30 protein-coding genes are annotated in these 24,061 nt (G+C 40.2%); 21 read left to right on the forward strand and 9 right to left on the reverse strand.

Annotated elements, in window-relative coordinates; translation table 11 throughout:
• Positions 1–104: 104 nt before the first annotated feature.
• Both IDJ77_RS11965 and IDJ77_RS11970 read right to left on the reverse strand, forming a co-directional pair.
• Positions 105–1,562, reverse strand: a complete 1,458-nt coding sequence (locus tag IDJ77_RS11965; protein WP_191189186.1) for a sensor histidine kinase — start codon at positions 1,560–1,562, stop codon at positions 105–107.
• A gap of 305 nt (positions 1,563–1,867) precedes the next feature.
• Positions 1,868–2,104: a hypothetical protein gene (locus tag IDJ77_RS11970; RefSeq protein WP_191189187.1), complete on the reverse strand. Its 237-nt coding sequence runs from the start codon at positions 2,102–2,104 to the stop codon at positions 1,868–1,870.
• A gap of 141 nt (positions 2,105–2,245) precedes the next feature.
• Between IDJ77_RS11970 and IDJ77_RS11975 the strand changes: the two genes are divergently transcribed.
• Positions 2,246–2,494, forward strand: coding sequence for a helix-turn-helix domain-containing protein (locus tag IDJ77_RS11975; protein ID WP_191189188.1), 249 nt, complete (start codon positions 2,246–2,248; stop codon positions 2,492–2,494).
• A gap of 34 nt (positions 2,495–2,528) precedes the next feature.
• On the opposite strand, the gene IDJ77_RS11980 is transcribed toward IDJ77_RS11975, so the two are convergent.
• Positions 2,529–2,972 carry a hypothetical protein gene (locus IDJ77_RS11980; protein ID WP_191189189.1) on the reverse strand — a complete coding sequence of 148 codons (444 nt, stop codon included), beginning with the start codon at positions 2,970–2,972 and terminating at the stop codon, positions 2,529–2,531.
• A 9-nt stretch (positions 2,973–2,981) separates the two neighbouring features.
• On the reverse strand, positions 2,982–3,377 hold the full coding sequence (locus IDJ77_RS11985; protein ID WP_191189190.1) for a helix-turn-helix domain-containing protein: 396 nt from the start codon (positions 3,375–3,377) through the stop codon (positions 2,982–2,984).
• Positions 3,378–3,881: 504 nt separating this feature from the next.
• Between IDJ77_RS11985 and IDJ77_RS11990 the strand changes: the two genes are divergently transcribed.
• The 6 genes from IDJ77_RS11990 (at position 3,882) to IDJ77_RS28025 (ending at position 8,720) form a co-directional block, all read left to right on the forward strand.
• Positions 3,882–4,121, forward strand: a complete 240-nt coding sequence (locus IDJ77_RS11990; RefSeq protein WP_191189191.1) for a hypothetical protein — start codon at positions 3,882–3,884, stop codon at positions 4,119–4,121.
• A 5-nt stretch (positions 4,122–4,126) separates the two neighbouring features.
• A complete protein-coding gene (locus IDJ77_RS11995) occupies positions 4,127–4,999 on the forward strand; it encodes a HEPN domain-containing protein (RefSeq protein ID WP_191189192.1) in 873 nt (290 codons plus the stop codon).
• Between the two features lie 23 nt (positions 5,000–5,022).
• Positions 5,023–6,345 (forward strand): hypothetical protein, encoded by a 1,323-nt coding sequence (locus IDJ77_RS12000; protein ID WP_191189193.1) that lies wholly within the window; start codon positions 5,023–5,025, stop codon positions 6,343–6,345.
• A 689-nt stretch (positions 6,346–7,034) separates the two neighbouring features.
• On the forward strand, positions 7,035–7,586 hold the full coding sequence (locus IDJ77_RS12005; RefSeq protein ID WP_191189194.1) for a helix-turn-helix domain-containing protein: 552 nt from the start codon (positions 7,035–7,037) through the stop codon (positions 7,584–7,586).
• Between the two features lie 679 nt (positions 7,587–8,265).
• Positions 8,266–8,484, forward strand: a complete 219-nt coding sequence (locus tag IDJ77_RS27635) for a transposase (protein ID WP_394368032.1) — start codon at positions 8,266–8,268, stop codon at positions 8,482–8,484.
• Positions 8,463–8,720, forward strand: coding sequence for a transposase (locus tag IDJ77_RS28025; protein ID WP_394368033.1), 258 nt, complete (start codon positions 8,463–8,465; stop codon positions 8,718–8,720). Before IDJ77_RS27635 ends, IDJ77_RS28025 begins: the two co-directional genes overlap by 22 nt.
• 121 nt (positions 8,721–8,841) lie before the next feature.
• On the opposite strand, the gene IDJ77_RS12020 is transcribed toward IDJ77_RS28025, so the two are convergent.
• The 5 genes from IDJ77_RS12020 to IDJ77_RS12040 all read right to left on the reverse strand — a co-directional run bounded on the left by IDJ77_RS12020 (position 8,842) and on the right by IDJ77_RS12040 (position 13,136).
• Entirely contained in the window at positions 8,842–9,225 is a 384-nt protein-coding gene (locus IDJ77_RS12020) for a hypothetical protein (protein ID WP_191189196.1), read from the reverse strand.
• A 407-nt stretch (positions 9,226–9,632) separates the two neighbouring features.
• Entirely contained in the window at positions 9,633–10,391 is a 759-nt protein-coding gene (locus IDJ77_RS12025; RefSeq protein WP_191189197.1) for a DUF4382 domain-containing protein, read from the reverse strand.
• Positions 10,392–10,560: 169 nt separating this feature from the next.
• Positions 10,561–11,109, reverse strand: a complete 549-nt coding sequence (locus IDJ77_RS12030) for a hypothetical protein (RefSeq protein ID WP_191189198.1) — start codon at positions 11,107–11,109, stop codon at positions 10,561–10,563.
• A 166-nt stretch (positions 11,110–11,275) separates the two neighbouring features.
• Positions 11,276–12,880, reverse strand: a complete 1,605-nt coding sequence (locus IDJ77_RS12035; RefSeq protein WP_191189199.1) for a PAS domain-containing protein — start codon at positions 12,878–12,880, stop codon at positions 11,276–11,278.
• Positions 12,881–12,941: 61 nt separating this feature from the next.
• Entirely contained in the window at positions 12,942–13,136 is a 195-nt protein-coding gene (locus tag IDJ77_RS12040; protein ID WP_191189200.1) for a DUF3606 domain-containing protein, read from the reverse strand.
• Positions 13,137–13,642: 506 nt separating this feature from the next.
• On the opposite strand from IDJ77_RS12040, the gene IDJ77_RS12045 reads away from it, so the two are divergent.
• The 14 genes from IDJ77_RS12045 (at position 13,643) to IDJ77_RS12110 (ending at position 23,933) form a co-directional block, all read left to right on the forward strand.
• Positions 13,643–14,059 (forward strand): response regulator, encoded by a 417-nt coding sequence (locus tag IDJ77_RS12045; protein ID WP_317174335.1) that lies wholly within the window; start codon positions 13,643–13,645, stop codon positions 14,057–14,059.
• Between the two features lie 8 nt (positions 14,060–14,067).
• Positions 14,068–14,607: a DUF892 family protein gene (locus IDJ77_RS12050; RefSeq protein WP_224751065.1), complete on the forward strand. Its 540-nt coding sequence runs from the start codon at positions 14,068–14,070 to the stop codon at positions 14,605–14,607.
• A 263-nt stretch (positions 14,608–14,870) separates the two neighbouring features.
• Positions 14,871–15,893, forward strand: coding sequence for a PAS domain-containing sensor histidine kinase (locus tag IDJ77_RS12055; RefSeq protein WP_191189201.1), 1,023 nt, complete (start codon positions 14,871–14,873; stop codon positions 15,891–15,893).
• Between the two features lie 821 nt (positions 15,894–16,714).
• Positions 16,715–17,944, forward strand: a complete 1,230-nt coding sequence (locus IDJ77_RS12060) for a site-specific integrase (protein ID WP_191189202.1) — start codon at positions 16,715–16,717, stop codon at positions 17,942–17,944.
• Positions 17,945–18,083: 139 nt separating this feature from the next.
• Entirely contained in the window at positions 18,084–18,413 is a 330-nt protein-coding gene (locus tag IDJ77_RS12065) for an ArsR/SmtB family transcription factor (protein ID WP_191189203.1), read from the forward strand.
• Between the two features lie 56 nt (positions 18,414–18,469).
• Positions 18,470–18,940, forward strand: a complete 471-nt coding sequence (locus tag IDJ77_RS12070; protein WP_191189204.1) for a DUF6428 family protein — start codon at positions 18,470–18,472, stop codon at positions 18,938–18,940.
• A 27-nt stretch (positions 18,941–18,967) separates the two neighbouring features.
• On the forward strand, positions 18,968–19,384 hold the full coding sequence (locus IDJ77_RS12075) for an arsenate reductase ArsC (RefSeq protein ID WP_191189205.1): 417 nt from the start codon (positions 18,968–18,970) through the stop codon (positions 19,382–19,384).
• 5 nt (positions 19,385–19,389) lie between these two features.
• Complete coding sequence (arsB, locus tag IDJ77_RS12080; RefSeq protein WP_191189206.1) at positions 19,390–20,475, forward strand: ACR3 family arsenite efflux transporter; 1,086 nt, start codon at positions 19,390–19,392, stop codon at positions 20,473–20,475.
• A complete protein-coding gene (locus IDJ77_RS12085; protein WP_191189207.1) occupies positions 20,475–21,245 on the forward strand; it encodes a metallophosphoesterase family protein in 771 nt (256 codons plus the stop codon). The genes arsB and IDJ77_RS12085 overlap by 1 nt, the downstream gene beginning before the upstream one ends.
• 1 nt (position 21,246) lies before the next feature.
• Complete coding sequence (locus tag IDJ77_RS12090; protein ID WP_191189208.1) at positions 21,247–21,984, forward strand: metallophosphoesterase family protein; 738 nt, start codon at positions 21,247–21,249, stop codon at positions 21,982–21,984.
• Between the two features lie 10 nt (positions 21,985–21,994).
• A complete protein-coding gene (locus tag IDJ77_RS12095; RefSeq protein WP_191189209.1) occupies positions 21,995–22,375 on the forward strand; it encodes an ArsR/SmtB family transcription factor in 381 nt (126 codons plus the stop codon).
• 89 nt (positions 22,376–22,464) lie between these two features.
• On the forward strand, positions 22,465–23,226 hold the full coding sequence (locus IDJ77_RS12100) for a hypothetical protein (RefSeq protein ID WP_191189210.1): 762 nt from the start codon (positions 22,465–22,467) through the stop codon (positions 23,224–23,226).
• Positions 23,227–23,388: 162 nt separating this feature from the next.
• Entirely contained in the window at positions 23,389–23,652 is a 264-nt protein-coding gene (locus IDJ77_RS12105; protein WP_191189211.1) for a helix-turn-helix transcriptional regulator, read from the forward strand.
• Positions 23,653–23,669: 17 nt separating this feature from the next.
• Positions 23,670–23,933: a helix-turn-helix domain-containing protein gene (locus tag IDJ77_RS12110; RefSeq protein ID WP_191189212.1), complete on the forward strand. Its 264-nt coding sequence runs from the start codon at positions 23,670–23,672 to the stop codon at positions 23,931–23,933.
• The last annotated feature ends 128 nt before the right edge of the window (positions 23,934–24,061 follow it).

Consider the following 24,061-nt stretch of genomic DNA (forward strand, 5'->3'; position numbering starts at 1 on the left):
TACGGCCTCTGTCTTAGGGGTTAAAAGCCATATCATTTTGCTCACCGATTATGAGCGTGGAAAGTATACTTGGTCAAGGCAGCACATTCAGGTGTTCCTGTCAATTAAATATCGCTTCTCCTGGGCAATAGGATAGTAAATGTCGTGCCTGAACCAGGTTCGCTGGTGACGCTAATTTCCCCACCCAACACATCAATATGGCTTTTGACCAGAAACATCCCGAGCCCCTTTCCTTCCACATCGGTATGAAACCTTTTATAGGGTTTAAATAATTCCGCGCTATGGCGTTCCAGATCGATGCCGCGGCCATTGTCGGATAAAACGATATGGATCATCGTTTCCTCATATGAAATACCCAAGGTAATGATCGGATCACTTTCCGACCGGTATTTGATTGCATTGGTGATGAGGTTAAAAAAGACACTATAGATATAGGCTTTATGAGAATAGAGGAGAAACGTTCCTTGCGTCACTTCGATCCGCACTTGATTCCGCAAGATATTATCAGCCAGATCTGTTTTTATGTTGCGGATCATTTCGTAAAGATCGATCCGCTCCATTGTCAATTCCACCGAACTATCTGTCGCGTTCAGAATTTTGCTGAGATCTATAATCACTTCATCCAGCCGAGATATGGAGTTTTTTAAATTGTTGGTGCAATAGGCGACCGTTTCCGGGTCATCTTTCTCGATTTCCAGCAACGTGGCGATCCCCATGATATTCGCAACCGGGGAACGCAGATTGTGTGAAACAATATAACCGAACTCCTGTAACTCTCGGTTATGTTTATACAAATCATCGGTAATTCGCTTCATTTCTTTAAGCGCCAGTTTCCGTTCGCTGATGTCGTGCATGGCTCCAACCATCCGCACGGCGGTACCTTCTTTATCACGAATCACAAAACCACGGTCCACTACATCGGCAAAAGTTCTGTCCGCTCTTCTGTAACGATATTCTTCCTTCCAGTTTGTTTCCTTACCTTGAAGAATCACCTGAATACTTTCTGTTACCCGTTTGATATCATCCGGGCAAATGTGCGATGTCCAGGACTCAATTCCTGGGCTGATTTCGGCCTGTTTATAACCGAAGATTGTTTCAAAGTTCTCTCCCCAATATAAAGTCCCCTTTACAATATCCCAGTCCCAGATGGCATCAGAAGTCGCACGGGAGACATACTGATAGCGCTGGTTACTTTCCTCCAGCGAAATTCTCATTGCCTCTTCCCGTTCGGTGATCAGTCCGCTCCTCGCGATAGCATACAGCAATTGATCCTCTACATCCCACTGGGCCGACCAGCGCAGTGGTACGATATGACCGTCCTTATGAACATAACGGTTTTGGATCTGTAGTTTCGCCCCACTTATTACTTCGACCAGCGCTTCGGCGGCGATACCCAAGTCTGCCGAATCAATAAAGTCTGTATACGATCTGCCGCATAGTTCCTCCGGCGTATAACCGAGTAGATCCAGCGAAGCTTCGCTAACATCGACAAAGCGACCCTGCCCATCTATAGTGCAGATGAAATCAGCAGAAAGCTTTAAAAGTTTATCGAGTTTTATCATCGAAAAATTTATCCGCTAATTAACCTATAATATTTTATTTATTAAAAAAAAACACTATAGGTTATGGACTCAGATCGGCTTCGTATTCCAAGCAACCAATACTTTCTCTTTATCGTAAAGATTGCCCATTAAGTCCCGGACCGATGCCTGTAACGGCTTGATTTTTACTCATTGGGGCATGCTTACCAGAATAGATTGCCGATATATTTACCGCGAGATCAAAAGAACGAACTGACCATTTGGAATAAGGTTAAGTGAGACACTGTGGGATTATTTTTTCAAAATGGAAATAATATTAAAATATTTTATAGTTTTTCAAGCCCCGTCCGTTCTTGGTGCAACTTATAGATTGCATCAACTAACAGTGTAAGCTTTTCTTTAAATAGTTCGAAATTCAAACCATCCAAATCTTTCATACCGCTACCCTTGTCAAGATAGGCGAACATTAACCATTTAAAAAGTTCTTCATCAACTTCATTTAAGGGTTCTTCCCCAAATAAGTCTTCGATTTTTTTCTTCAAAAGTGACAGGCCCTCACCCATATTTATTAAACGATTACGATTTAAAATCAGCCAATTAACATTGTTAATGCGATGGCCTTTATCAAAGTTACGATTTGTCGTGTTATAACACAACAAATTTGATGGTATAATTTTACAATTTCCCTAATCATTTTATAGATAATGGTTAGCGATTTAGATAAGGGCTTATTAATACAATTCGGAAAACGTCTTCGGTCATTAAGACTATCTAAAAAGCTGACTTTGCGCAAAATGGCTTTATTGTGCAATGTGGAATTTGCTGATATTCAGCGTTATGAAACCGGCAAAGTAAATATTACCTTGCTTTCATTAGGCGAACTTGCAAAGGCACTGGAAATAGAACCAAAAGAATTGTTAGATTTTACCCAGGAGCAAGACCTAAAGCATTAAAAAATAACAAATAGCTTATTCTCAAAATTGGTTGTTAACCTGTCGGTTTCAGATAGACATAGCGATTATTTTCGTCGTTTTTGATACGTGCCAGTTTTTTTTCTTTCACCAGGCCGAGTAAAAGACCGGACACCTGGTAGGTATAAACGGTAACATCATACTTTTCAGCGCAAAAATCTGTAATCGCTGAAATAGATTGAGGGGTATCAAAAAAGGCACTGCCCAACAGTAGTCTTAAAATTATGGTTAATCCGATCTTTTTTTCTTTTGTTTGAGACACTTCTTTGTCTTGCGGATTTGCAGACATAACAACCGTCGGCATGAAAATATCTCCATCTTTTAAATCACTTACATGGGTATTCAAATGATCTAAAACACGCTCTATAACAATGACCTGCACTGTTTCAGAGTTGAAAGCGTTTATAACGTCGGTAAATTCAATTAATTGCTTTTTTAATTGTTCAGTTTGTTTATACATGCAGAGAAATTATTTTTTTAATAGATCGTTTTTCTCCCGCTCACTCTGTAACAAACGTTCATAAAGCTTTTTATTTTCTTCAACCAACTCCATTAACTTATCTAATGGATTGAAAGTACAGTGATAATTGCCAAATGGCCCGTGATTAACACTGCTGTCATTAAACGTATTAAAATAATTAACCACAGCTTCTTCGCTAAAATTTTTGATAGCATCCGGTGTTACGCCTAATACCTTAGCTACTTTATCTAAAACATCATCTTCCAAAATATCGCTTTGCTCCATACGGGAAACAGTTTGTTGGCTCACACCCAATTCAGATGCAAGAGTTTCTTGTTTAATGCCCCGTAGTTCACGGATGCGGCCAATCTTTCGACCGATATTGGTATTAGCAGATGTTTCCATATCTCCAAATATACAAAGTTTTCTTTCTGATAATAATATGGGTAACATACGATTAATCCGATGCGTTTCGGCAGACGGCTTCATTGCACCACGCACTGCGTGCAGGGTTCCATTCCGCAGTCCGCCTCTCCGCCGCACCGCAAAACTGAAATTCGTTCCTCATAACAGATTTGCTTCCGGCCACCGCTCCTTGACGGGACACATTCCATATTCACCTGTACAGCGAAGATAGCCCACGCCGGGATAAAAAGTAAAGGCTATACGGAGCAGGCAACAGTGTTTTGTTTTTTAGCGGCTTGCCTGGCCTTGACTTTTACCCGGCTACGCGCTCTTGGTTGCTTAACAGTTGAGTATGGCCTGCATGTTCATCACCTCTTTCGGCTCACCTGAACGCAGCAGAGCACCAGCGGTAAAACACACGAACATCTAAGTAAAATACACGTGTTATGGGTTCGGTACGGCTTTATCCGCGCCGAAATTTGAATATCAAGTAAAGTATTCACCATGAAAGTCATTATTAATAACATCAATATCTATTTTAACACAGGGTATAAAAGCACTATTAACATAGGTACCGAAAGAACAACTATACCGGATGTAAACGACTTCTGTTCTCATATTGTCGTAAACGATGGCGTTGTAACCGATGATAGTGCATTTCTTGAGCGCTTAAAGGAACGCCTTACCCAAAGCGAACAAGAAGTAAAAGAATTTCTGGAAAAGTATAACGCAAAAACCCATTAAATGCTATGGAAAGAAAGAATATCAATCTCTCTTCCTTGCAGTACAAGGAATTAGAAGAAATCATTACACTGCTAACAGGCCAGTATAAAACGGAATACATTATTTGCTTTGGTTGCCTAAATGATGTTAAGGCAACAAGCAGTTGTTTTATTGAGGATGTGAGGCAGAACAATACCAATTACTTTTTGCTGATGATTACGACAGAGATCACCCGTATAGAGCATGAAGTACAAGACTATGTAAACAACCACTTTGATAAGGCAGGTATCACCATCATCGTGCATGGCCTTGAAACGGTAACCAATGCGATAAGCCAGGGCAGCCGTTTTTTTACCGCAGTTTGCCGTGATGGATTGCAGTTATACACCGCCAATGGCTTGCGCTTAAATATGGACTACCCCAATTTGAACCCTGCCACTACACAGACAAAAGCAGAAAAGCATTATTATCACCGGTATTGTATGGCTTTGGGTTTTATGGAAGCGGCAAGTGAATGTTTGGAAAAGGAATATTACAACAATACCATTTTTATGCTTCATCAGGCCGTAGAACAGGCTTGTATAGCCATGATCCGGGTATTTATGGCTTACCGTTCAGACATGCATAATCTTTCCCGTCTGTTGAATCTATGCGGTTGTTTTTCAGGCGAACCAGCCGCTATATTTCCACGCAAGACCACGGAAGACCAGCGTTTGTTCCAACTATTGCTTAAAAGCTATTCAGATGCCCGATACCGGGATGAATATAAAGTGACCAGTCAGGATGCAGATATGCTTTGCACACAGGTAAGGGCATTTATAGAGCTTACCGAGGAACTTTGCATTGACAGGATAAATGACTTACGGACGGCGGTTACCGATGTTCCTAAACAGGATTGAATTTTAAACTTAAATCTTAAATCATGCCAGCTAAACAAACAAAGGTGGGTACGATCTTAGACCCTGATACTTTCTTTTATACCATCCCATTAGAACTGCCTAACCAGCGTTTAACGAGGGAAATACTTGGAAAACATTTTCCGATGCCAAAGGGGAGGCGGGCACACATGGGCATTGATGCGGAGTATAAAAGCTTTAAAAATGGGTTGGTGTCAGTCAGTGTAAAGTTGCCTGATAATTCTGAAAATATATTGTTTCTGCATGTCGGTTTAACTGAATTAGACATTGCCTGTACTTGCGGTATGCCGGACAGAAAACTTTGTTATCATGCTTACATGGGATTGTATAGCCTCACCTGGCACCATTATTTGGATTTTGACAGGTATTACTGGCCGGGATTTACAGCAGATGAGAAAGTAAAGGATAAGTTTTTAACCACCGAAGTAACAAAAAATTGGATTTCCGTAAAATCGAAAGCAAAATACGGTAACATTTTTAAGTCTACCATCGGATTTGAGGACATTGAAAAATTCCCATTGGTAAAACCAGCAATGGTTACAACTATACCAACAGGTGGTCAGCAGGCAATATCTTATTGTTTAACTTACAACGTAGGCAGTCATTCCAATTTGCATCTACCTGTTTTAATGCCTTGTTTGGGAGTGACCAATAAGCATAACGATGAAGTTGTTAGCTTTAAGCAGTTCAATCGCAGGGATAAACCTGTTGTGGGGGTTATTTATAGCATAAACCAGCAGCAACTTAACGAAATATCCATTCAACAATTTGATATAGCAAAGCGGCATTACGGATTAACTGGTGAGGGAAAAAAGCAAGAAGCGGCAAAGGCAAAGCACGAAATGCTTAACTTATGGGAGCGGGCAATTCCCTTACTTTTAAATGAAAAATACAACTATCGCTATTATACCTATTGGTTAAAATACTTAAAGGATAAACCGCGTAAGGCCGATATACGAAATTGCAGATACAGTTTAGAAAAACCCGCTTTAAGCTTTATATTAAAATTCCACCAGGATCATTTTTCATTTGTTGCGGTGGTTACTGTTAATGGCAAACCTTTAAAATTTAAATTCAAGCCGCATTTGTTTGTATTTGACGATGCTACAGAACTATGTTACCTCATGCCATCGGTTCAGGACGATGATTTCTTGATGTGGGTGTTATCCAACAACAAAAGGTTAACGGTGCTTAGAGAGCATCTCAACGAGTTTCACGACACGTTCCTTGCTAAGGTTAGTTCATCTTATCCGGTAGCATTCATCGATCTTAAATCTCAAAAGGCGGTTCCATATAATTTTGAAATGATTTCCAATGAAATCACTTAAATTAAATTGGCATGGAAAACAGAAATGACAATGAATTTAGAGAGCTATCGCCAAAGGAAATTAGAGACTTGCAATTAGGGATGCGGTATTTTTTTATAAATCACCCACATGAGAATTTAAAGGGTGTGCTATGGGATCTGTACAGCGGTTGGGTCTACAATTCGGCGGACTACGTAACGAGTGAACAAATAACGAATATGTTATTATTTTATGAAGCACTCCTTGAATTTATGGGCTACGTACATAATTATTGTCAATATCTTGACAGAACTGTTTTAAAAGAATAGTTAAAACAATACTTTATTTTGCGAGTATATTCGGCGAGTTATAACAAAATATCTTATGCATCGATCCTGCGCTCCGGCAATATTCTATTTAAATTAAGAAAGTATTGAGATTTGGCAACACGGGTTAATCCCTACAAGTTACCGCCGGAGCAATTAATATTAATTTTTCGTTAATCGACGAAAAAAATCCATTATACTAATCATATTACGCAAATTACAACCTTCGGATTTACCAATCATATCCGGTATCAAATTTAACTACCATAGTTCAAAACCACCATTAAAAGCCTTTGTAGCATTAGCGGGCACTATATTTTTGGATATACCGGCAGCGTTTTATTAAAACAGGCTACAACGGATAAAAAATTATAGGGGGCACTTGTTTTGTAATATACACCTACAATGGACCTCTTTATAAAAAACATGGTAAGCAGTCGCTGCAAAATTATTGTCGAATTTGAATTAAGAAAAGCTGGGTTAAAATGTACCTCGATTGATCAGGGTAAGGTAACTGTTGCAGGAGATGTACTGCCGGCTCAAATTCAACAGGTTGGTGTGTCGTTATTTAAATTCGGACTGGTGTTAATGGATAACAAAAAAAGCATACTAATTGAAAAGATCAAGCAGGTTATTGTCGATTTGGTCTTTCATTCAGAAATGCGCTTAAAAACCAACTTTTCCGACTATCTCAGCAACAAACTTAACCTTGACTATACTTACCTGGCCAACACATTTTCGGACGTACAGGGTATTACAATCGAGCAGTTTTTGATCCTTAATAAAATTCAACTGGTAAAACAATTGATACGGCAGGATGAACTAAGCCTTACCGAAATTTCATGGAAACTGCATTACAGCAGCGTAGCGCACCTATCTACCCAATTTAAAAAGGTGACTGGTTTAACACCATCGCAATTTAAAGACCTTGCTTTTCAAAGTCATGCACCATTGTAAATGGATGAATTATATAACTTATTAACAAGCTATGTAATAGACTTTCTACAAAGAGGGCTTAAGTTTGTGACATCCGCTTATCTTTCACTGGTTACTTACACTTTCAGCCACTTACTTATTGTCGCCGGTTACCAGCATTGATTTAATCCCATTAACATAAAGGGTTTGTATGGCTTCCGTGGATCCAGGCGCAAAGTGTCTGACAGGGCAATATAGCCGTATAGAACGTCATTGATCCTAACGAAGACCATCGTATCACTTCCGTTAGCATGGAAACCTTCGAGGATCGCAATTTTCTCTCTTAGGGATAGTAAACAGGTTTAAGGACGATTTAATTTAGAGGTAGATTTTATCCGTTTGGAGGTTAAAACATTCGCATTGAACGATTCCTTAAATTAAGGGCAAAAAAATGTCGACCCAGGGGAGGCCGACATGGAAAGGCTGACGGAATTTAACGTCTCTAATTTTGAATTAATCAGGTGGTATTAATAATTAATTTCAAGGCAGCACAGAAGATATTGAAATACTGCCCACTGCTCCGTTTTGCTGAGCCGATTGCTTGCCATCAATAAAAATCTTACCGCAGACCTGACTGCCGTCAGTACTGATCACCGTTAATTTTAGTGCCAGGCGATGATTACGTATCAAGATAAAAAAAGGACAAAACGCCGAAGCCAGTTTGGGGGTATTGGACAGCCAAAGTGTAAGATGGGGGAACAACAGGGCTCTGAACAGCTTTGATGGCAACAAGAAAGTAAAAGGCATTAAACGGAATATCATAGTGGATAAAAACGGGTTTTTAGTTGCAGTGATGGTAACAGTAGCTCATATCCATGACAGTAAAGCGGTAATGCTGCTGATGCGGATGTTGAAAGAATGTTATTCGGAAGTAAAGTAATTATTGCTGATGGTGGGTATCGTGGCGAGATCGCAGAACAGGTAAAGAAGAGTTTCGGTTATATAATAGAAGTGATTATGCGTTCTGAGGATAAGAAAGTCGGGTTTAAACCAACCCATAAAAGATGGGTGGTTGAAAGAACATTTACATGGTTTGACAATGACAGAAAGCTATGCAGAAACTATGAGCTCCTACTTGAATCTTCTGAAAATATGGTCAAACTCGCCGCTATATAATTATTATTGAATAAAATTTAAATAGGCTCTAAAAAGTTGCCATATATCAATATATTTTTTGATTATAAATAAAGAAGCCCGATTTGTTTAAATCGGGCCTCTTTATTGGTTAAAGGTTTTGTTAAAAAGAATAAGTAGTTGAAGCAGTCAATACTGTTCCTGTCCCTGTATTTTCTTTGACTAAATTGCCGTCAACGTAAATTTGAACCTTTAAAGTGGATCCAGCACTTGCACCATTACCATTTGCACTAAAAGTAATTATAGATACGGATGATGGAATAGTTAGCTCTGAACTAGCAAATGAGCTGCTGTTCAATGATGAAGTATTTGTTACATTACCTGATTCATTGGTATAAGCTACTGCTGAGAGTTTAGCATCTGAAGATGTTTCTGCTTTAAATTTTACTTTGTGTGTTCCTGATGCATTATCTTTTTTACAAGAATAGAATACTGATACAGTAAGTACTATAAAAGATACCGATAAAATTTTAAAAATGTTTTTCATAAGGTTTTGTTATAAATCAATTATTTAATACTTCATACCAAACACCGTGCCATAAATAGTTTAATATTATTTTAAATTGCCGGATGAAAGCCATTTGAACAAGACCTTTATACGGACATTTGGGCATATTACATCACAGTTTAAAAAGGGTTCTAGAATATTATCGAAATCCAATTTGAAAATTATAATTTATTTACACGTGCGTGTTGAAAATGTTTGAGTTTATTAATTAGCCCGTCGGCTTTTTTTAACAATGAGCAATCACAAGTACCGGTCTAATTATCAGCTGTTAAAATAGTTAAACCTGCTCTGGCAAAAAAACATGACGAGGTCATTATTTCGCCGCAACGGGTAGTATTAATAAAAGCACACCTCCTTTTGTTGGAAGTGTACTTTTATGCAATTAACTAAGGAAAAGTAACGGTTCCCATATCCTTAACACCGCCATTCACAACAACAACATTGCTAACAGTTTTAACCGCATAGGGGCTTACAGGTATAAAATTAATGCTGTAGGTAGCGGCAGGCAAACCGGGGAAGTAAAACTTTCCGGTAGCATCCGCAATTGTACCTACTGTATCCGTTCCGCTAATAGCGTACACTTTAGGATAGGCCGCTATAGGGTTTACCATACCAGTTATGGCACCCGAAACTGCCTGTGAAATGGCACGGATGACCGGCTTTAATATATACTTTCCGTTTCCGGTGGTTACGATGGACTGCCCGGCATCAAAATCAAGCAATAAGGTATAAGCGATACCCGCTGTCAGGTTATCCATGACCTTCAATTTTACTCCGGATGTCTGCCCACTTGGTGTAGTTAGATCATAAGAGACACCATTAACGATTACCCTATTACCGGTGGTATTCAGCACCAAGCGTACCTCCTTTAATTGCCCTGCCGGAATATCCGCAGCAGCCAGTAAAGTGTCTTTTCCCAACCTGAAATGCAGGATGTCAATCGGGCCGCCGTTCACAGCCAGTGTTTGCTCACCACCATCGGTAATAACAACGACTTGTTTGATGCTTAAAATGACCGCATCATAGGGCCCGGGGCCGTCAGTCAGCCGCACAGAAACAGAAGTCGTATTGGAGTTATTGCTTTTTTTACAGGAAGCAAATCCCAAAGCCAGGATCGCGACCGAAAATAAAATCAACTTTTTCATAATTAATAGGGTTTTTAATAATGTAACATATTTATTACATACAGTTACTATTACGTATAGATAAGAAAAAAGTTTCACTTTAAATTAATATTCCATCACTGGTAGCCCTGAAACGAAAAAGCAGGCCCCGTTAGGAAACCTGCTTTTATGTTAGACTGCATAGGGATATTTAATCTTTTCCGTGCCCATGGCCCTTATCGCCGTGTTTCATTTCTTTCATCTCGTCCTTCATTTCATGCTTCATTTCTTTCTCGTCTTGCTTGAAACTTTTATCTTTCTGTTTATACCAGCCTTTATGTTTGCCGTTGTCCCAGTGGTTACGATATTTTTCATCCGGGCTATCCCGGATGATTAGTTGATCATGTCTTCCCTTATAACTGGCATACCTCGTTCTATAAACATTATCCCTTAACCAGGGGTCGCGGTCATTTATCACTACTTTGTAACCATGGTAAAGGTCATAATTAAGATACCTATCTGGTAAATAAACCGTATGTATCCAGTTGTTATTCCTATAATAGATATACTGGTGGGTTGGAACGGAGTAATAAGCGCCAATATCGGGAAGATAGTAATAGTCTGCGTGGTCATAACCAACCGGCCCCCAGGAAGGCTGACTGCCAATATTAACGCCAAGGCTAACGTGAACCTGTGCGTTAGCCATTTTGAATGCGAAACAGATAAACAAAAGAAACGAAGTAAAATTTATTTTTTTCATACAATGGATTATTTTTATGATTAACTCTCAAGTCAATGAAAATGTTTGATTTTATTAAATGAGCGCTACCGCGAACAACCTATCAATGCAGCTGCATCAATACTTAAATAAAGGTTTAGTTAACCATATAGTAGGTCTTCGCGGAAGCAATGTTAATAAACCAACTTCATCCATGAGGTTCAGGGCTAATTTTTTCAGTAATATTTTTGATGACCTCATCTAACTCTTCAGCAGATTGATTAAGGTAATTTGCAATGACTTTAATATCCTTATCGTCAGGGTCATTATGAAGTATAGCCGATAAACCGATGATCCGGGCCACCGGGGCTCTCACTACGTGTGACTGCATCCAGGATATCTCGCGTAATGTTCTATTTTGCTCTTCTATCTTTTGAAGATAAATTCTTCCGGAAGTAATATCCCGGCCGGTGATGCAGCATCCATTAACTACGCCCTGCTCATAAACTGGCGTAATGGTATAATGAATCCAAAAAGCCGATCTATCCGACGCGCGGTATTTCCGATCATATTCTATAACTTCTCCAACATACGCCTTATCAAGAAGCTCTCTAAAATATTCGTACCTTGACTGTTCCACAAACTCGAAAATACTTTTCCCATTCTCGAATTCAGCAAGAATTTTGTTAAACTTAATATAGGCTTTAGCCTTTGAATTAAACGTTTTGATATCACCTTTACGATCAAGCAAAACAAAACCTTCAACAGCATTTTCAAATATTGCCCTAAGGTTGGATTCCGAGTCAATTACTTTGAGTTGTGCACTCAAAATGTCCCGCACGCTTTTCAGTTGATCGGTGATGTCCGTGGCAACGACAAGCCGCGCGGGCCGGTTGTCAAACTCCATCAAGTTACTCTCGATTTTCACATCAATACGATCTCCGTTCTTCTTGATATGCTGAAAATTTCCAGTATAATATTGACCGGAAATGCAGTTGGCCTTTACGATGTCTTTGACTTCCGAAACATCGGAAATTGACCGTATGTCCGCTATGGTCATTAAAAGAAACTCGTTTCTGGTGTAACCATAATGCCGTACAGCGGCTGCATTTACATCAAGAAACTTTAGCGTTTCAGCATCAAAAAGCCACATAGGCAGCGGGTTGCTGTCGAAGATATTTTTGTATCGTTCATGTAATAAGGTTTTGTTGTTGATGGTTAGCTGAAGTCTCTTAAATATTTGATGAATTAATGCAACAAAGACAATGCTTAAAAAAATGAGGTTAGAGCCGAAAGCGATCCATGCCCCGATGGTATACTCTTGATTCAGTGCCGAATTAAATAGTTTAAGTTCAATGATACAGGCAAAAATTGCGAGGATCAGGAAATTTGCTAAAATCGACCAACAGGCATAGTTCACGGGCAATATCAGCGCGATCAAAATGGTGATCCCGAATAAGTAAAATATGCCTGGCCCGATATAGCCTAAACTATTGATCAGGAAAATGGCTAAAACATAAAAAATGCAGATGATGGCTAATTTTCGTTTTCTTAACGTAACACGGCTAATGAAAGTCACCAATATCAACCCAAATAAACAGGACAGATCGACTATTGCGATAATAGAATAACCATCTTTAATGGCCATAAATACGCCTGGTATAACTGCGATCATACTCACAGGGAAACAATAGAAAAGGAAACAGTAGAATAATTGATCCTGCCAAAAGCTCAAGTCCTCTTCTGTATGTGGTACTTTTGATGTAAATTCTCCTTTTATGAGCGTTTGGTATTTTAACACCCAGTCTTTCATTTGCAGTTCGTTTAGAATGTGATTAAATCCCAATCATGCTTGCGCAGTTCTCAGATGTTGGTTAAACTTTGGTTGCGAGGTATTTCTTTTTTAAATACGCTTCCACGTTGTCTGTCCTGGTACCTGCCGCATTAACTGCTGCCTTTAGCTGTACCTTGCTAATATTAAATTTCGCCGTCCAGTATTCGACCTCATCTTTTTTATTAATATCGATTTCGTCCTTATTCATGAGTTTCACGCGTCCTTTGTTATCCATTGCTATGAATTGCTGATTTTATATAATGTTACGAATAAAATAAATTAAGGTTACATACCTGCAACACCCAATATAATGTCCTAAAAGATAATAAGTGTACTGGAGTTTAATTTGTTTGGTGACTCCGGTTTCGGCTTCTCCAAAGCAACTATCTACACTTCGGTTAATTAATCCTTCCTGTGCTTACTTAGCTTTTAATGCCATCATATGAAACTTGAAAGTTTGCAGATCGTGTCTTAATCAGATGCTTATTACATGTCCAGGGGAAATCACAACGTCTTTTTTTAAGTTCAATGATTACCGTTTTCGATACCCATACGATACGACTGCTATTTTTTCGATGATGCTGTGCTCAGGTCCTAGGACATTAATTTTTTCCGACCAGCAATCATGGAAATATTCCGCTGGTCAGTACGAATTGTATGGCGTTTAGGTCTCCGAACTTTAAAACAAAATGACTGGTTAACATTTATTTAACTCAAATAGCTTTTTATTTTCATTAACAGGTGAAAATAAAAAATTTGGACGGGTATTTGCAAGGGCTGTTTTTAAATAACTACATAGCAAAAAGGGTTTTGGCGATCGATGACGATGAGGATATTCTGGAGATCTTAAATATTATTTTTCAGGAAAGTGGATACGAGGTTGTATTATCAAACACCGGCGAAGTTGCTGAGCATATCCGGGTGATCCAGCCTGATATTGTCCTGCTTGATGTCAGTATTGTGGGTTCGGACAAAAGCGGCCCCGATATTTGCAAGGAGATCAAATCGCAACTGGAGACCAGCCACGTCCCGGTCGTGCTGGTTTCAGGAGAACCGGGCCTAGCTGTGATAGTACAGGAATGCGGCGCTGATTCTTATGTGACCAAACCATTTGATATTTTCCGTTTACTTTCAAAAGTAGAAGAATTAATACCTTAACCTGGTAAATGCACAGTCCGATGACAGAGCGATCAGATAAATCACCTTCCCCGAAGAAGATAAAATTAGGCGCTGAAAAGCTGAAAACGTTCTTTGTTAATCACTTGAACCGGGTCTATTTTGCTAAAGCACATTTGGTGAACAAATTGCCACAGATCATGGATGAGGTGAATTTCACTGACCTGCGGCTGGCGATCCGCGAAACTGTAGCGGACGTGGAAAAGCAAATGGCAAGGATGGAACTGATCTACGAATTATTGGATGAGTCCATCGGCAAGGGCAGCATTCATGGCCTGACAGGATTAGTAGATGATGCATTTGAGGCTATCCGGGAACAAGCAGGCGAGGCCGAACTACGCGATATGTCGATCATTTTTTACCTCCAAAATATTGAATGTTTGGAAATGGCCTCTTTCCAGGTGCTGCAAATAGCGGCGGTCAAACTCAAAAACAAACAGGTGCAACAATTGCTTCAGGAATGCTATGAGGAGGCGAAAGCGGACCGCACATTGTTGCTACTGATCGTTGCAAAATACATCACGAAGTAACAGGTGTACTGGCTTTGTAGCCAACTACCACTCCTAAGTAATTCATCAGGCAAACTTATTGCTTTTGACTTTGTATTATGTATATTCAGCGATTACGTGGTAAACGCCAGTGGCTGGTAATACGTAATTTCACTCCATACAACGTTTCAGAAAAATACATATTTTTGCACCTGAAAAGGATCGAACGGTATGAAGGATAAACCTACAGGGAATCTACCTGCATTTGACACTAAAGTACAATTCCTTGCATTGACATAGCGCAAATGGCGCTTGATGCTGCCAATGTGGGCATTTGGATAATGGATGCGGCATCGCGAAATTTCCATCCTTCTACCCGTACAAAAGCCTTGTTCGGTTTTTTGCCGGAGGAAGAAATGTCCTTTGAGGATGCTCTGTTAAAAGTAGCCGGCAAACACCGGAGGTCGGTTTGGGCCGCTGTTGAGAACGCGATCAAGCACCGTGGCAATCTGTATATTGAATGCCCAGTGATGATTCCGCCCCAAAAGAGACATCGCTGGTTAAGCATTACCGGTGGGTTTAATACTTCCGATGAAACTAATAATTATTTTTCCGGGATCATAGTCGATATAACTGAACAAAAGCAAAATGACCTGCGGCGGAGCAAGTTCATCGGGATGGTCAGTCATGAATTGAAAACGCCCCTAACCGCTTTGAAAGCTTACGTTCAAATGCTTAACAACTGGGCTAAAAAGCAAAAAGACAGTTTTAGCATCGGTGCGCTTTCCAAAGTTGAAAAACAGGTGAAGAAAATGCTGAATATGATCAATAGCCTGCTTAACTTATCGGGCGCGGAGGCGGGAAAGATCCATTTAAATAAGCAGGAGTTTGCCATGGACGAACTGATTGGTGAGGTTATTGAAGAAACCTTGTTTATTACTTCTTCCCACAATATCACCGTGGCTCCATGCGACCGTGTTATGGTAAACGCTGACCGGGATAAGATTGAGCAGGTGCTGGTGAACCTGCTGAGCAATGCCGCTAAATATTCCGGTAAGGAGGAACCCATTGAGGTTAACTGTTCAAAGGATGAAATCACGCTCACGGTCAGCGTCCGCGATCGGGGCATGGGTATTTCAAAGAATGACATGAAAAAGCTATTTACTCCGCATTATCGTGCAGAAACCAAGGAAACCGAAAGAATTTCTGGGTTTGGCATCGGCCTCTATCTATGTTCTGAGATCATCAAACGTCACCAGGGGGAAATCTGGGTGGAAAGTGAGCTCGGTAAAGGTTCAATATTCAAGTTTAAACTTCCGTTAAATTAACTAGTGCTTCTACTGGATAAAGAATGGTGTACCATGGTACCCGCTTGGCAGATACTAAATATGTTAGACACTATTTGGCTTTAAAGAACAAGATCAAAACATATATTTCAAAGCATAGTTGATAACTACCTTCAGGCGATTAAAGCAATTGGCATAAAAAGGTTGGCATTTTTTCATGGCTTATCTCGATATTTTAGCTGCTCACGCTTTTTTGCTCAGCCTGTGAAATTGGTGATGTGTTTATTGGCCTATCGCTGGCAGGTAAACAGGAGACTGACCGTATTACATTATCATACTAAAACTTACCTTAATTTATTCAACTGAAAACGATTATTAAGAGTACCAAAACTAATCTAAATTGTTGTTGCATAACTTAAAATAGTTCGTTAAATTTGTATCAATCGCTGTTAAAGAGTATGTGAGTAAAACAGTGAGTAGTTCTAAAAAGTCTCCATCAACTTATTGATATATAGTTATTTGCGGAAAGGATTAATCGTCCTGCCATCCCGACTTAAGCGATACCAATCAAGTATCAAAAAGCCTTTAAATCTATGATTTAGAGGCTTTTTTGTTTTATTCAAGCCCAATTCATTCAAGTTATATTAAGGAAAATGTGCCCTATTCGGTGCCCAAAATTTATATTTTATATTTGGGCACAATTAGCACATTAAGTATTTGATAGTCAATTGATTACTTAGTTTATTTTGACGTTTTTTGGTGCGCTTTGTGAGCCCCTTTTGAACAAGGGTAAACGCGACCCAATGCAAAGGCCGCTAAAGACCGTCAATCTGATGCTATTTGTGACTTAATAATTGACGAATATGAAAACAGTAAACAACACCTTTGGCGTAATCTTTTATCTTAGAAAGTATAAAGCCACTAATGACGGAAAAGCCCCTATCTATGCAAGAATTACTGTAAACGGTAGCAGGATTGACCTGTCGGTTAAACGTTCCATCGAGCAAGATAACTGGAATGCCAACAAAGGTATGGCAAGAGGCAGCAGGGAAGAAATTGTAAAGCTAAACAAGTATTTGGAGCAATACCGCTCAGGCATCGTAGAAAGCTATCAGGAAATTTTATTGCAAAAAAAGCTGATTACAGCGGAGTTGGTAAAGGATAAATTTACAGGAGAAGATCAGGCCGAGTTTACATTATGTAAATTAATGGAGTATCATAATTCAGATCAAGTGCAGCTATTGGAGCCAGGCACGATGAAGAACTATTATACTACCCAAAAGTATATTAAAGAGTTCATTAAAGAACGGTTTAAGACCAGTGATAAATACCTGTCCGAGTTGAGTTACAAATTTATCACGGACTTCGAGTACTATCTGCGCAACAGAACGCCGGAGAAAGGCCAAAAAGCCCTAAATAACAATGGCCTAATGAAACATATTGAAAGGTTTTGCAAGATGATCAATCTTGCTGTAAGGTTAGAATGGATAGACCGTAACCCCTTTCACGCTTACCAATTGAAGTTTGATAAGGTAGAACGGGAATACTTAACCAAAGACGAATTGGCAAGGATTGAAGCTAAGAAATTTAACATCGCACGTTTACAGGTAGTCCAAGACCTTTTTGTGTTTAGTTGCTATACAGGACTGGCTTATATTGATGTGTTTAATCTAACACCTGCTAACTTGGTAGCGAAATCCGAGAGTAACATTTGGATTGCTACCAACAGGCAAAAGACAAACGAACCTGTAAGAGTGCCTTTACTACCTAAAGCTTTGGCGATCATTGAAAAATACAAAGGGCATCCACAAGCAATAGCCGATGGTAAGGTATTGCCAACGTTAAGTAATCAGAAGCTGAACAGCTATTTAAAGGAAATCGCTGATACCTGCGATATTACCAAACCCCTTACCTTTCATATTGCGCGGCACACATTTGCTACTACGGTTACGTTAACCAATGGTGTACCAATAGAGACCGTTAGTAAGTTGTTGGGGCATAGCAAACTGAGCACAACACAAATTTATGCCAAGGTGGTTGAGAGTAAAATAAACGATGATATGGCTTTGCTAAAGAAGAAATTATCAAATTGAATATTTAATAGGCTGCTGTATAACGGCAGCCTATCTCCTTACAACTAAAAATTGTTCTGATCCGCAACAGCGCAAGCCGCCTGAAACAAATAAAATTTGCATCATTGAATAGTTAATCGTAATATTGCAATATAAAGTTATGGGACTTACAAAGACAGAAATATTCACCGAAGAGCAAAACAGGTTAGCTGTTATGCTAAAAGCAATTGCGCATCCTGCCCGTATCGCTATTTTACAGGAGATTATTAAATCAAACACCTGTATTTGTGGCGATCTGGTGAATGATTTGGGATTAGCGCAACCGACTATTTCACAGCATTTGAAGGAGTTGAAAAACGCAGGTTTAATACAAGGCACCATTGAGGGTGTTAGCGTTTGCTATTGCATCAACCCTCCAGTTTGGAATGAGTTACAAGATCAACTAAGTGGTTTATTTAACTCGTTTTCCGTAAAAGCGGACTGCTGCTAAAATTTTTTGTCAAAATACATCGTAAAATTGCAATATTACTTTTAATAAAACATATTATGAAACTATCAGAAATCAAAGAAATTCTTACCAAAGTTGAAGGCGTAAATTTTCAGTTAGAAAATGGAGAATCAGTACCAGAGCATTTTCATGTGACTGAAGTTGGCGTGGTAACCAAAGACTTCATCGATTGTGGAGGAACGGTACGTCACGAGAAAGTGGCCAATTTCCAGTTATGGGATGCTGACGACTTTGAACACAGACTTAAACCGGGCAAACTGCTCGACATCATAGGTTTGTCGGAGAAAATATTGGGCATGGAAGATTCGGAAATCGAGGTAGAATACCAGGCGGAAACCATCGGCAAATATGATCTTGCATTTGACGGACATAATTTTGTTCTGGTGTCTAAAAAAACCGCTTGCCTGGCCATGGACAAATGTGGAGTTCCTGAACCTGCCTCAAAAGCCGGAATGGTTAATTTGGCAAGTGCGGCAAATACCTGTACGCCTGGCGGTGGATGCTGCTAATAAAACCTTCAATCAAATTCTAATTTAATGAAGAATATCTTAGTGTTATGTACCGGCAACAGTTGCCGCAGCCAGTTGGCAGAAGGTTACCTGCGCCACTTTGCGGGTGACAAGGCCAATGTATACAGTGCCGGAATTGAAACGCATGGTGTCAACCCCAAAGCGATAGCTGTGATGGCTGAGGATCATATTGATATTTCAGACCATACTTCTAACCATGTGGATGAGTATATCGCCATCCCCTTTGATCAGGTGATCACCGTTTGTGATAATGCAAATGAAGCTTGTCCTTTCTTTCCGGGCAAGGTTGAGCGTTTTCATGAGAACTTTCCTGACCCGGCAAAAGCCAAAGGAACGGAGCGTGAAATTATGGATGAGTTCAGACGTGTACGCGACCTTATCAAGGTCTATTCAGCCACATTCGTCAACCAACATTTAAGCTAAGTTATATGTCAGCAAACAATTGTGCCCCTGTGGCAGAACGTAAACGATTAGGCTTTTTAGACCGATACCTAACCCTTTGGATATTCCTTGCAATGGCAATCGGCGTTGGTATCGGCTATTTCATTCCTTCCTCTTCAGATTTTATTAATTCTTTTTCCAGCGGAACGACCAATGTACCCTTAGCTCTTGGGCTGATACTAATGATGTATCCGCCGCTGGCTAAGGTAAAATATGAAAAGATGGGCGAGGTATTCAAAGATACCAAGGTGCTAAGTGCCTCATTGATCCTGAACTGGATTATTGGGCCGGTTCTGATGTTCTTCTTGGCCATTACCTTACTGCGCGACCATCCGGCCTACATGGTGGGCTTAATTCTCATTGGTCTTGCCCGTTGTATTGCTATGGTAGTGGTTTGGAATGAATTGGCTGAAGGAAACCGGGAGTATGCTGCTGGACTAATCGCTTTAAATAGTATCTTTCAAGTACTTTTGTACAGTGTTTATGCTTACTTGTTCATAACGGTATTACCGCCGCTATTTGGTATGGAAGGGTTAGCCGTTAACATCACCATTGGTGAGATTGCTAAATCTGTCGGTATTTACTTAGGGCTTCCTTTCGCAGCCGGTATCATTAGCCGTTATGCACTGATCAGCATTAAAGGTGAAGAATGGTTCCAAACCAAATACATCCCTTTTATTTCTCCCATTACCTTGATCGCGTTACTCTTTACCATTGTGGTTATGTTCAGTTTAAAAGGTAACCTGATCGTACAGATCCCTTTTGATGTGGTACGAATCGCCATACCATTAGTGATCTATTTTACCATCATGTTTGTGCTGAGTTTTTTTATTGGCAAATCATTTGGTGCAGATTACAGCAAGAGTACTTCTATAGCCTTTACCGCTACTGGAAATAACTTTGAATTGGCTATTGCGGTAGCCATTGGTGTATTCGGTATCAATTCAGGCGAAGCCTTTGCCGGTGTGATTGGACCGCTGGTAGAAGTACCTGCACTGATCGCACTCGTAAACCTCGCATTTTACTTCCGTAAAAAATACTATTCCCCTAAAACCTTAACCGCTGCTGAATAATGAAGATTGCCCTTTTTTCTGATATACATGCCAACCTGCCTGCATTGGAAGCTTTCTTTGCAGATGTAGAAACCCGTAAACCTGATGCCATTTACTGCCTTGGAGACTTGGTAGGATATAATATCTGGCCTAATGAGGTAATCGATGAGATCCGCAAACGTGGTATACCTACTATTACCGGTAACTACGATTTTGGTATCGGCCGCGGCAGCGATGACTGTGGCTGCGCCTACAAAACGGATGAAGAAAAAGCGATGGGCAAGGTATCCATCAGCTATACCAATGAAACTGTAAAAGACGACCAAAGGGCTTACCTACGTACCCTACCATCACATATCCGGTTAGAATACCAGTTAAACAATGATAAGCTAAACGTTCTTTTGGTGCATGGCAGTCCGCGCAAGGTGAACGAATACCTTTTTGAGGACAGGGATGAGAAAAGTATGTTGAGAATCATGGAGGGTGCCGACGCGGATGTCATGTGTTTTGGACATACCCATCAGCCTTATCATCGCATTTTACCGACGGAAACAAACGAAGACACCCATTTCCATCATGCAATCAATATTGGCAGCGTTGGTAAACCGAAGGATAAAGATCCACGTGGTGGTTATGTAATGCTGCACATCAACGAAAATAGCTCAGTAAAAGACAAAGATAGTGTACAGGTAGAGTTCATCCGCTTCGACTACGACATTGAAAAAGCAGCTAAAGCAGTTGAATGTAGTCCTCTGCCTAACGATTATGCAGATATGTTAAGAAACGCATAATATGAGGGTAGCATTATTTTCTGATGTACATGCCAATCTACCGGCATTTGAAGCATTCCTTAGTGATGTAGACAGCCGCGACCCTGATGCAGTCTACTGCCTGGGTGACCTCATCGGTTACAATGTTTGGCCGAACGAGGTCATTGATGAGATACGAAAAAGGAAAATCCCGGCAATAGCTGGCAACCATGACCTCAGGGTCAAATATATGGTAACGTTGGAGCACCACCTTAAAGAGAGTGGCAAAGGTCACGCTTATCATTTAGTTAAATGGCCAAACAGGGACTATTTAGGAACCTTACCTGCGCATATCCGTCTTGAATATAAATTAAATGACGATCAGCGATTGAATGTGGTGCTGGCACATGGTAGTACACGAAGCGTGGATGAATATGTATTAGAAGATATGGACGAAGCCTATTTGACCGAAATGATGAAGGAAGCTGATGCCGACATTCTATGTGTAGGCCACTCACATAAACCTTACCATCGGATCATCAATACAAAAGGCAAGTTCAAACATGTGATCAATCTTGGGTCCGTTGGGAAACCAAAAGACGGTAACCCGGACGGGTGTTACGTTATGTTAACTTTGACCGACAACAGCACTGCGGATGACAAGGATAGTATAAATGTAGAGTTTATCCGGGTACCTTATGATGTAGAGACGGCAGCAAGAGCTATAGAAAATAGTTTGTTACCGAAAGAATTTGCTGAACGCCTAAGAAATGCTAATTAACGGTTAATCTATGGGAGAAGAAGAATTTGCAACAGAGTTCTCGAAACAGGAAGTGCAGATAGCCGATTTTATGAGAGCAATGGCTCATCCCGCAAGAATTGCCATCATGATCCGTTTAGCTAAGTTCAACACCTGTCTTAAAAAAGATGTGGTTCCTAATATCCCGGTACAAAATAGCTCGCTCAAAAAGCATTTGCTGGCATTAGAGTACGCAGGATTGATAAAAGGTATGACCAGCGTTCATCATGCTGACTATTGTATCAACTGGGAAGCATTCGGTGAATTTGCGCGCACCTTCAAAGCTTTTTTTGACGAGTTTGATTTTAAGAATGTTCAACAAAATTGTCAAGCCAGAAAAGGTAGGCGTAAACGCATTTTTAATAATACATGATTATCATTCATGTTTCCAGAAAAGTATAATCTCAAACTAAACTTCTGACTTATTCGTTGAAGCATGAATAGCCATTTAAAGCCGGAACCATGCCCAATAAATATTTTAAACCACACGAATCATTCGACCTCAATCCACATAAATATGATGTGGGCGTTTTTACTGGACTGAAAAATGGTTATGAAGACAATCTGTTTATTAAAATATTATTTACCTTACCGGAAAAAGAATATTCAGACTATTACCAATACCATCTTTCCTTTTACTTGGAAAAGGAGCCACAAGGCGAACAGGAGTTCTTCACTTTCGTATGGCAAATTGTATTAAGACGCATACGGTTCATTGAAAATAAAAATCCGTTTAATTCAAGCCATGCACTCGACATGGAAATACTTGAAAAGCTTCTACAGTTTCAAAAATATCTACGTTCGATGGACCGGTGGAATACCCAAAAAACTCTACCTGAAATAATTGCCGACCAGCAAGAAGAAGTCAGAAAACAACAGACAGAAATTGCCAGATTGAAGGACGCTTTAAAGGTGGCAAAGAAACTCGAAACCCAAGAGTTTATCAATATAGCAGATGGATACCTGTTAAGCTTTTTGGATATATGCCTGCAAGCACAGGAAGCCCCATTGCCGGACACTGGTAAAGAACTCCTTTTTTCACAAACGCAAATCGTATGGTGTAAAATGATCGCCAAGTATTTCAAAGAGGGCAACAACGAGATCAATATCGAAACCTTACGCCGCTATTTTCCGGGCAACAAGAAAGACCCAGGCGTTAAATACGCCAAAGTTCCACCGGAATTAAAGTTGTTTAAACTTACACCCGCCAAAAAGCGGAGTTGAAACTCGTACAATTTAAGCTACTTATCCCACCCTTTCCCAAGCTATAACAGCTTAAATTACAATCATATACAAGCCTGCCTTAGCTTGCTATAAACACCCTCATTTTAACCACGCAAATCTGCGTGGTCACGCCCGCGCTGCTTTTTTAATTTCATTTGCGGCATGGAGATCATAAACCAAGAAGCCCTAAGCCGGTGTATCAGGGATGCAGTCAGGGCAGAATTACAGGAACATTTTAAAGCAGGCGGCAATCAGCCGCCGCAGGATGAACGGCTATTATCCAAACAAGAACTGTCCGAGGAATTAGGTGTGTCGTTAGTAACGCTCACGGACTGGATGAAAAAGGGATTGCCCTTTTTGCGCCTGCACAAACGGGTGTATTTCAAAAAGAGCGAGGTACTCGCCATCATGCAACAAAAACACTAAAGAGCAAGGAGGAAAAGATGAACGTTGAATTAATCACCAGGGAAGACCTAAAGCAATTTAAAAACGAGATGCTAACCGAGATAAAGCATCTCTTAAAGCCAGGTCAAGGGCAAAGTAAACAATGGCTGAAAAGCTATGAGGTCAGGAAGCTGTTAAATATTTCTCCCGGCACCTTACAGAACTTAAGGGTTAACGGAACGCTTCGCTACACCAAGATCGGCGGGATGCTGTATTATAAGTTAGAGGACATCGAAAAGCTATTAGAGGAGGGCAGCCGGTAAACCGGCTGGTGGCTCCGAAGCTTCGCTTTGAAAAAAAGTACCGGGCAGATCAGCGATACCGCGAGCGGTATGCTGATGCCCGCGCACCCGCAAGCGGGTGTATAACAGACCCGGCGGCAAGCCGCCGG

Origin of the sequence: Mucilaginibacter pankratovii (genome assembly GCF_014773265.1) — a bacterium.
Taxonomy (GTDB): Bacteria; Bacteroidota; Bacteroidia; order Sphingobacteriales; family Sphingobacteriaceae; genus Mucilaginibacter; species Mucilaginibacter pankratovii.

Bases quoted from the DNA above. Each gene is read 5' to 3' on its own strand.
- IDJ77_RS12065 (WP_191189203.1), top strand. From the start codon at position 18,084: ATGGGACTTACAAAGACAGAAATATTCACCGAAGAGCAAAACAGGTTA.
- IDJ77_RS12040 (WP_191189200.1), bottom strand. From the start codon at position 13,136: ATGGATAACAAAGGACGCGTGAAACTCATGAATAAGGACGAAATCGAT.
- IDJ77_RS28025 (WP_394368033.1), top strand. From the start codon at position 8,463: ATGTTATTCGGAAGTAAAGTAATTATTGCTGATGGTGGGTATCGTGGC.
- IDJ77_RS11975 (WP_191189188.1), top strand. From the start codon at position 2,246: ATGGTTAGCGATTTAGATAAGGGCTTATTAATACAATTCGGAAAACGT.
- IDJ77_RS12005 (WP_191189194.1), top strand. From the start codon at position 7,035: ATGGACCTCTTTATAAAAAACATGGTAAGCAGTCGCTGCAAAATTATT.
- IDJ77_RS12030 (WP_191189198.1), bottom strand. From the start codon at position 11,109: ATGAAAAAAATAAATTTTACTTCGTTTCTTTTGTTTATCTGTTTCGCA.
- IDJ77_RS12090 (WP_191189208.1), top strand. From the start codon at position 21,247: ATGAGGGTAGCATTATTTTCTGATGTACATGCCAATCTACCGGCATTT.
- IDJ77_RS12050 (WP_224751065.1), top strand. From the start codon at position 14,068: ATGCACAGTCCGATGACAGAGCGATCAGATAAATCACCTTCCCCGAAG.
- IDJ77_RS12000 (WP_191189193.1), top strand. From the start codon at position 5,023: ATGCCAGCTAAACAAACAAAGGTGGGTACGATCTTAGACCCTGATACT.
- IDJ77_RS11965 (WP_191189186.1), bottom strand. From the start codon at position 1,562: ATGATAAAACTCGATAAACTTTTAAAGCTTTCTGCTGATTTCATCTGC.
- IDJ77_RS12095 (WP_191189209.1), top strand. From the start codon at position 21,995: ATGGGAGAAGAAGAATTTGCAACAGAGTTCTCGAAACAGGAAGTGCAG.
- IDJ77_RS12025 (WP_191189197.1), bottom strand. From the start codon at position 10,391: ATGAAAAAGTTGATTTTATTTTCGGTCGCGATCCTGGCTTTGGGATTT.
- IDJ77_RS11980 (WP_191189189.1), bottom strand. From the start codon at position 2,972: ATGTATAAACAAACTGAACAATTAAAAAAGCAATTAATTGAATTTACC.
- IDJ77_RS12055 (WP_191189201.1), top strand. From the start codon at position 14,871: ATGGCGCTTGATGCTGCCAATGTGGGCATTTGGATAATGGATGCGGCA.
- IDJ77_RS12070 (WP_191189204.1), top strand. From the start codon at position 18,470: ATGAAACTATCAGAAATCAAAGAAATTCTTACCAAAGTTGAAGGCGTA.
- IDJ77_RS11985 (WP_191189190.1), bottom strand. From the start codon at position 3,377: ATGGAAACATCTGCTAATACCAATATCGGTCGAAAGATTGGCCGCATC.
- arsB (WP_191189206.1), top strand. From the start codon at position 19,390: ATGTCAGCAAACAATTGTGCCCCTGTGGCAGAACGTAAACGATTAGGC.
- IDJ77_RS12085 (WP_191189207.1), top strand. From the start codon at position 20,475: ATGAAGATTGCCCTTTTTTCTGATATACATGCCAACCTGCCTGCATTG.
- IDJ77_RS12020 (WP_191189196.1), bottom strand. From the start codon at position 9,225: ATGAAAAACATTTTTAAAATTTTATCGGTATCTTTTATAGTACTTACT.
- IDJ77_RS12075 (WP_191189205.1), top strand. From the start codon at position 18,968: ATGAAGAATATCTTAGTGTTATGTACCGGCAACAGTTGCCGCAGCCAG.
- IDJ77_RS12100 (WP_191189210.1), top strand. From the start codon at position 22,465: ATGCCCAATAAATATTTTAAACCACACGAATCATTCGACCTCAATCCA.
- IDJ77_RS12060 (WP_191189202.1), top strand. From the start codon at position 16,715: ATGAAAACAGTAAACAACACCTTTGGCGTAATCTTTTATCTTAGAAAG.
- IDJ77_RS11995 (WP_191189192.1), top strand. From the start codon at position 4,127: ATGGAAAGAAAGAATATCAATCTCTCTTCCTTGCAGTACAAGGAATTA.
- IDJ77_RS12105 (WP_191189211.1), top strand. From the start codon at position 23,389: ATGGAGATCATAAACCAAGAAGCCCTAAGCCGGTGTATCAGGGATGCA.
- IDJ77_RS11990 (WP_191189191.1), top strand. From the start codon at position 3,882: ATGAAAGTCATTATTAATAACATCAATATCTATTTTAACACAGGGTAT.
- IDJ77_RS11970 (WP_191189187.1), bottom strand. From the start codon at position 2,104: ATGGGTGAGGGCCTGTCACTTTTGAAGAAAAAAATCGAAGACTTATTT.
- IDJ77_RS12035 (WP_191189199.1), bottom strand. From the start codon at position 12,880: ATGAAAGACTGGGTGTTAAAATACCAAACGCTCATAAAAGGAGAATTT.
- IDJ77_RS12110 (WP_191189212.1), top strand. From the start codon at position 23,670: ATGAACGTTGAATTAATCACCAGGGAAGACCTAAAGCAATTTAAAAAC.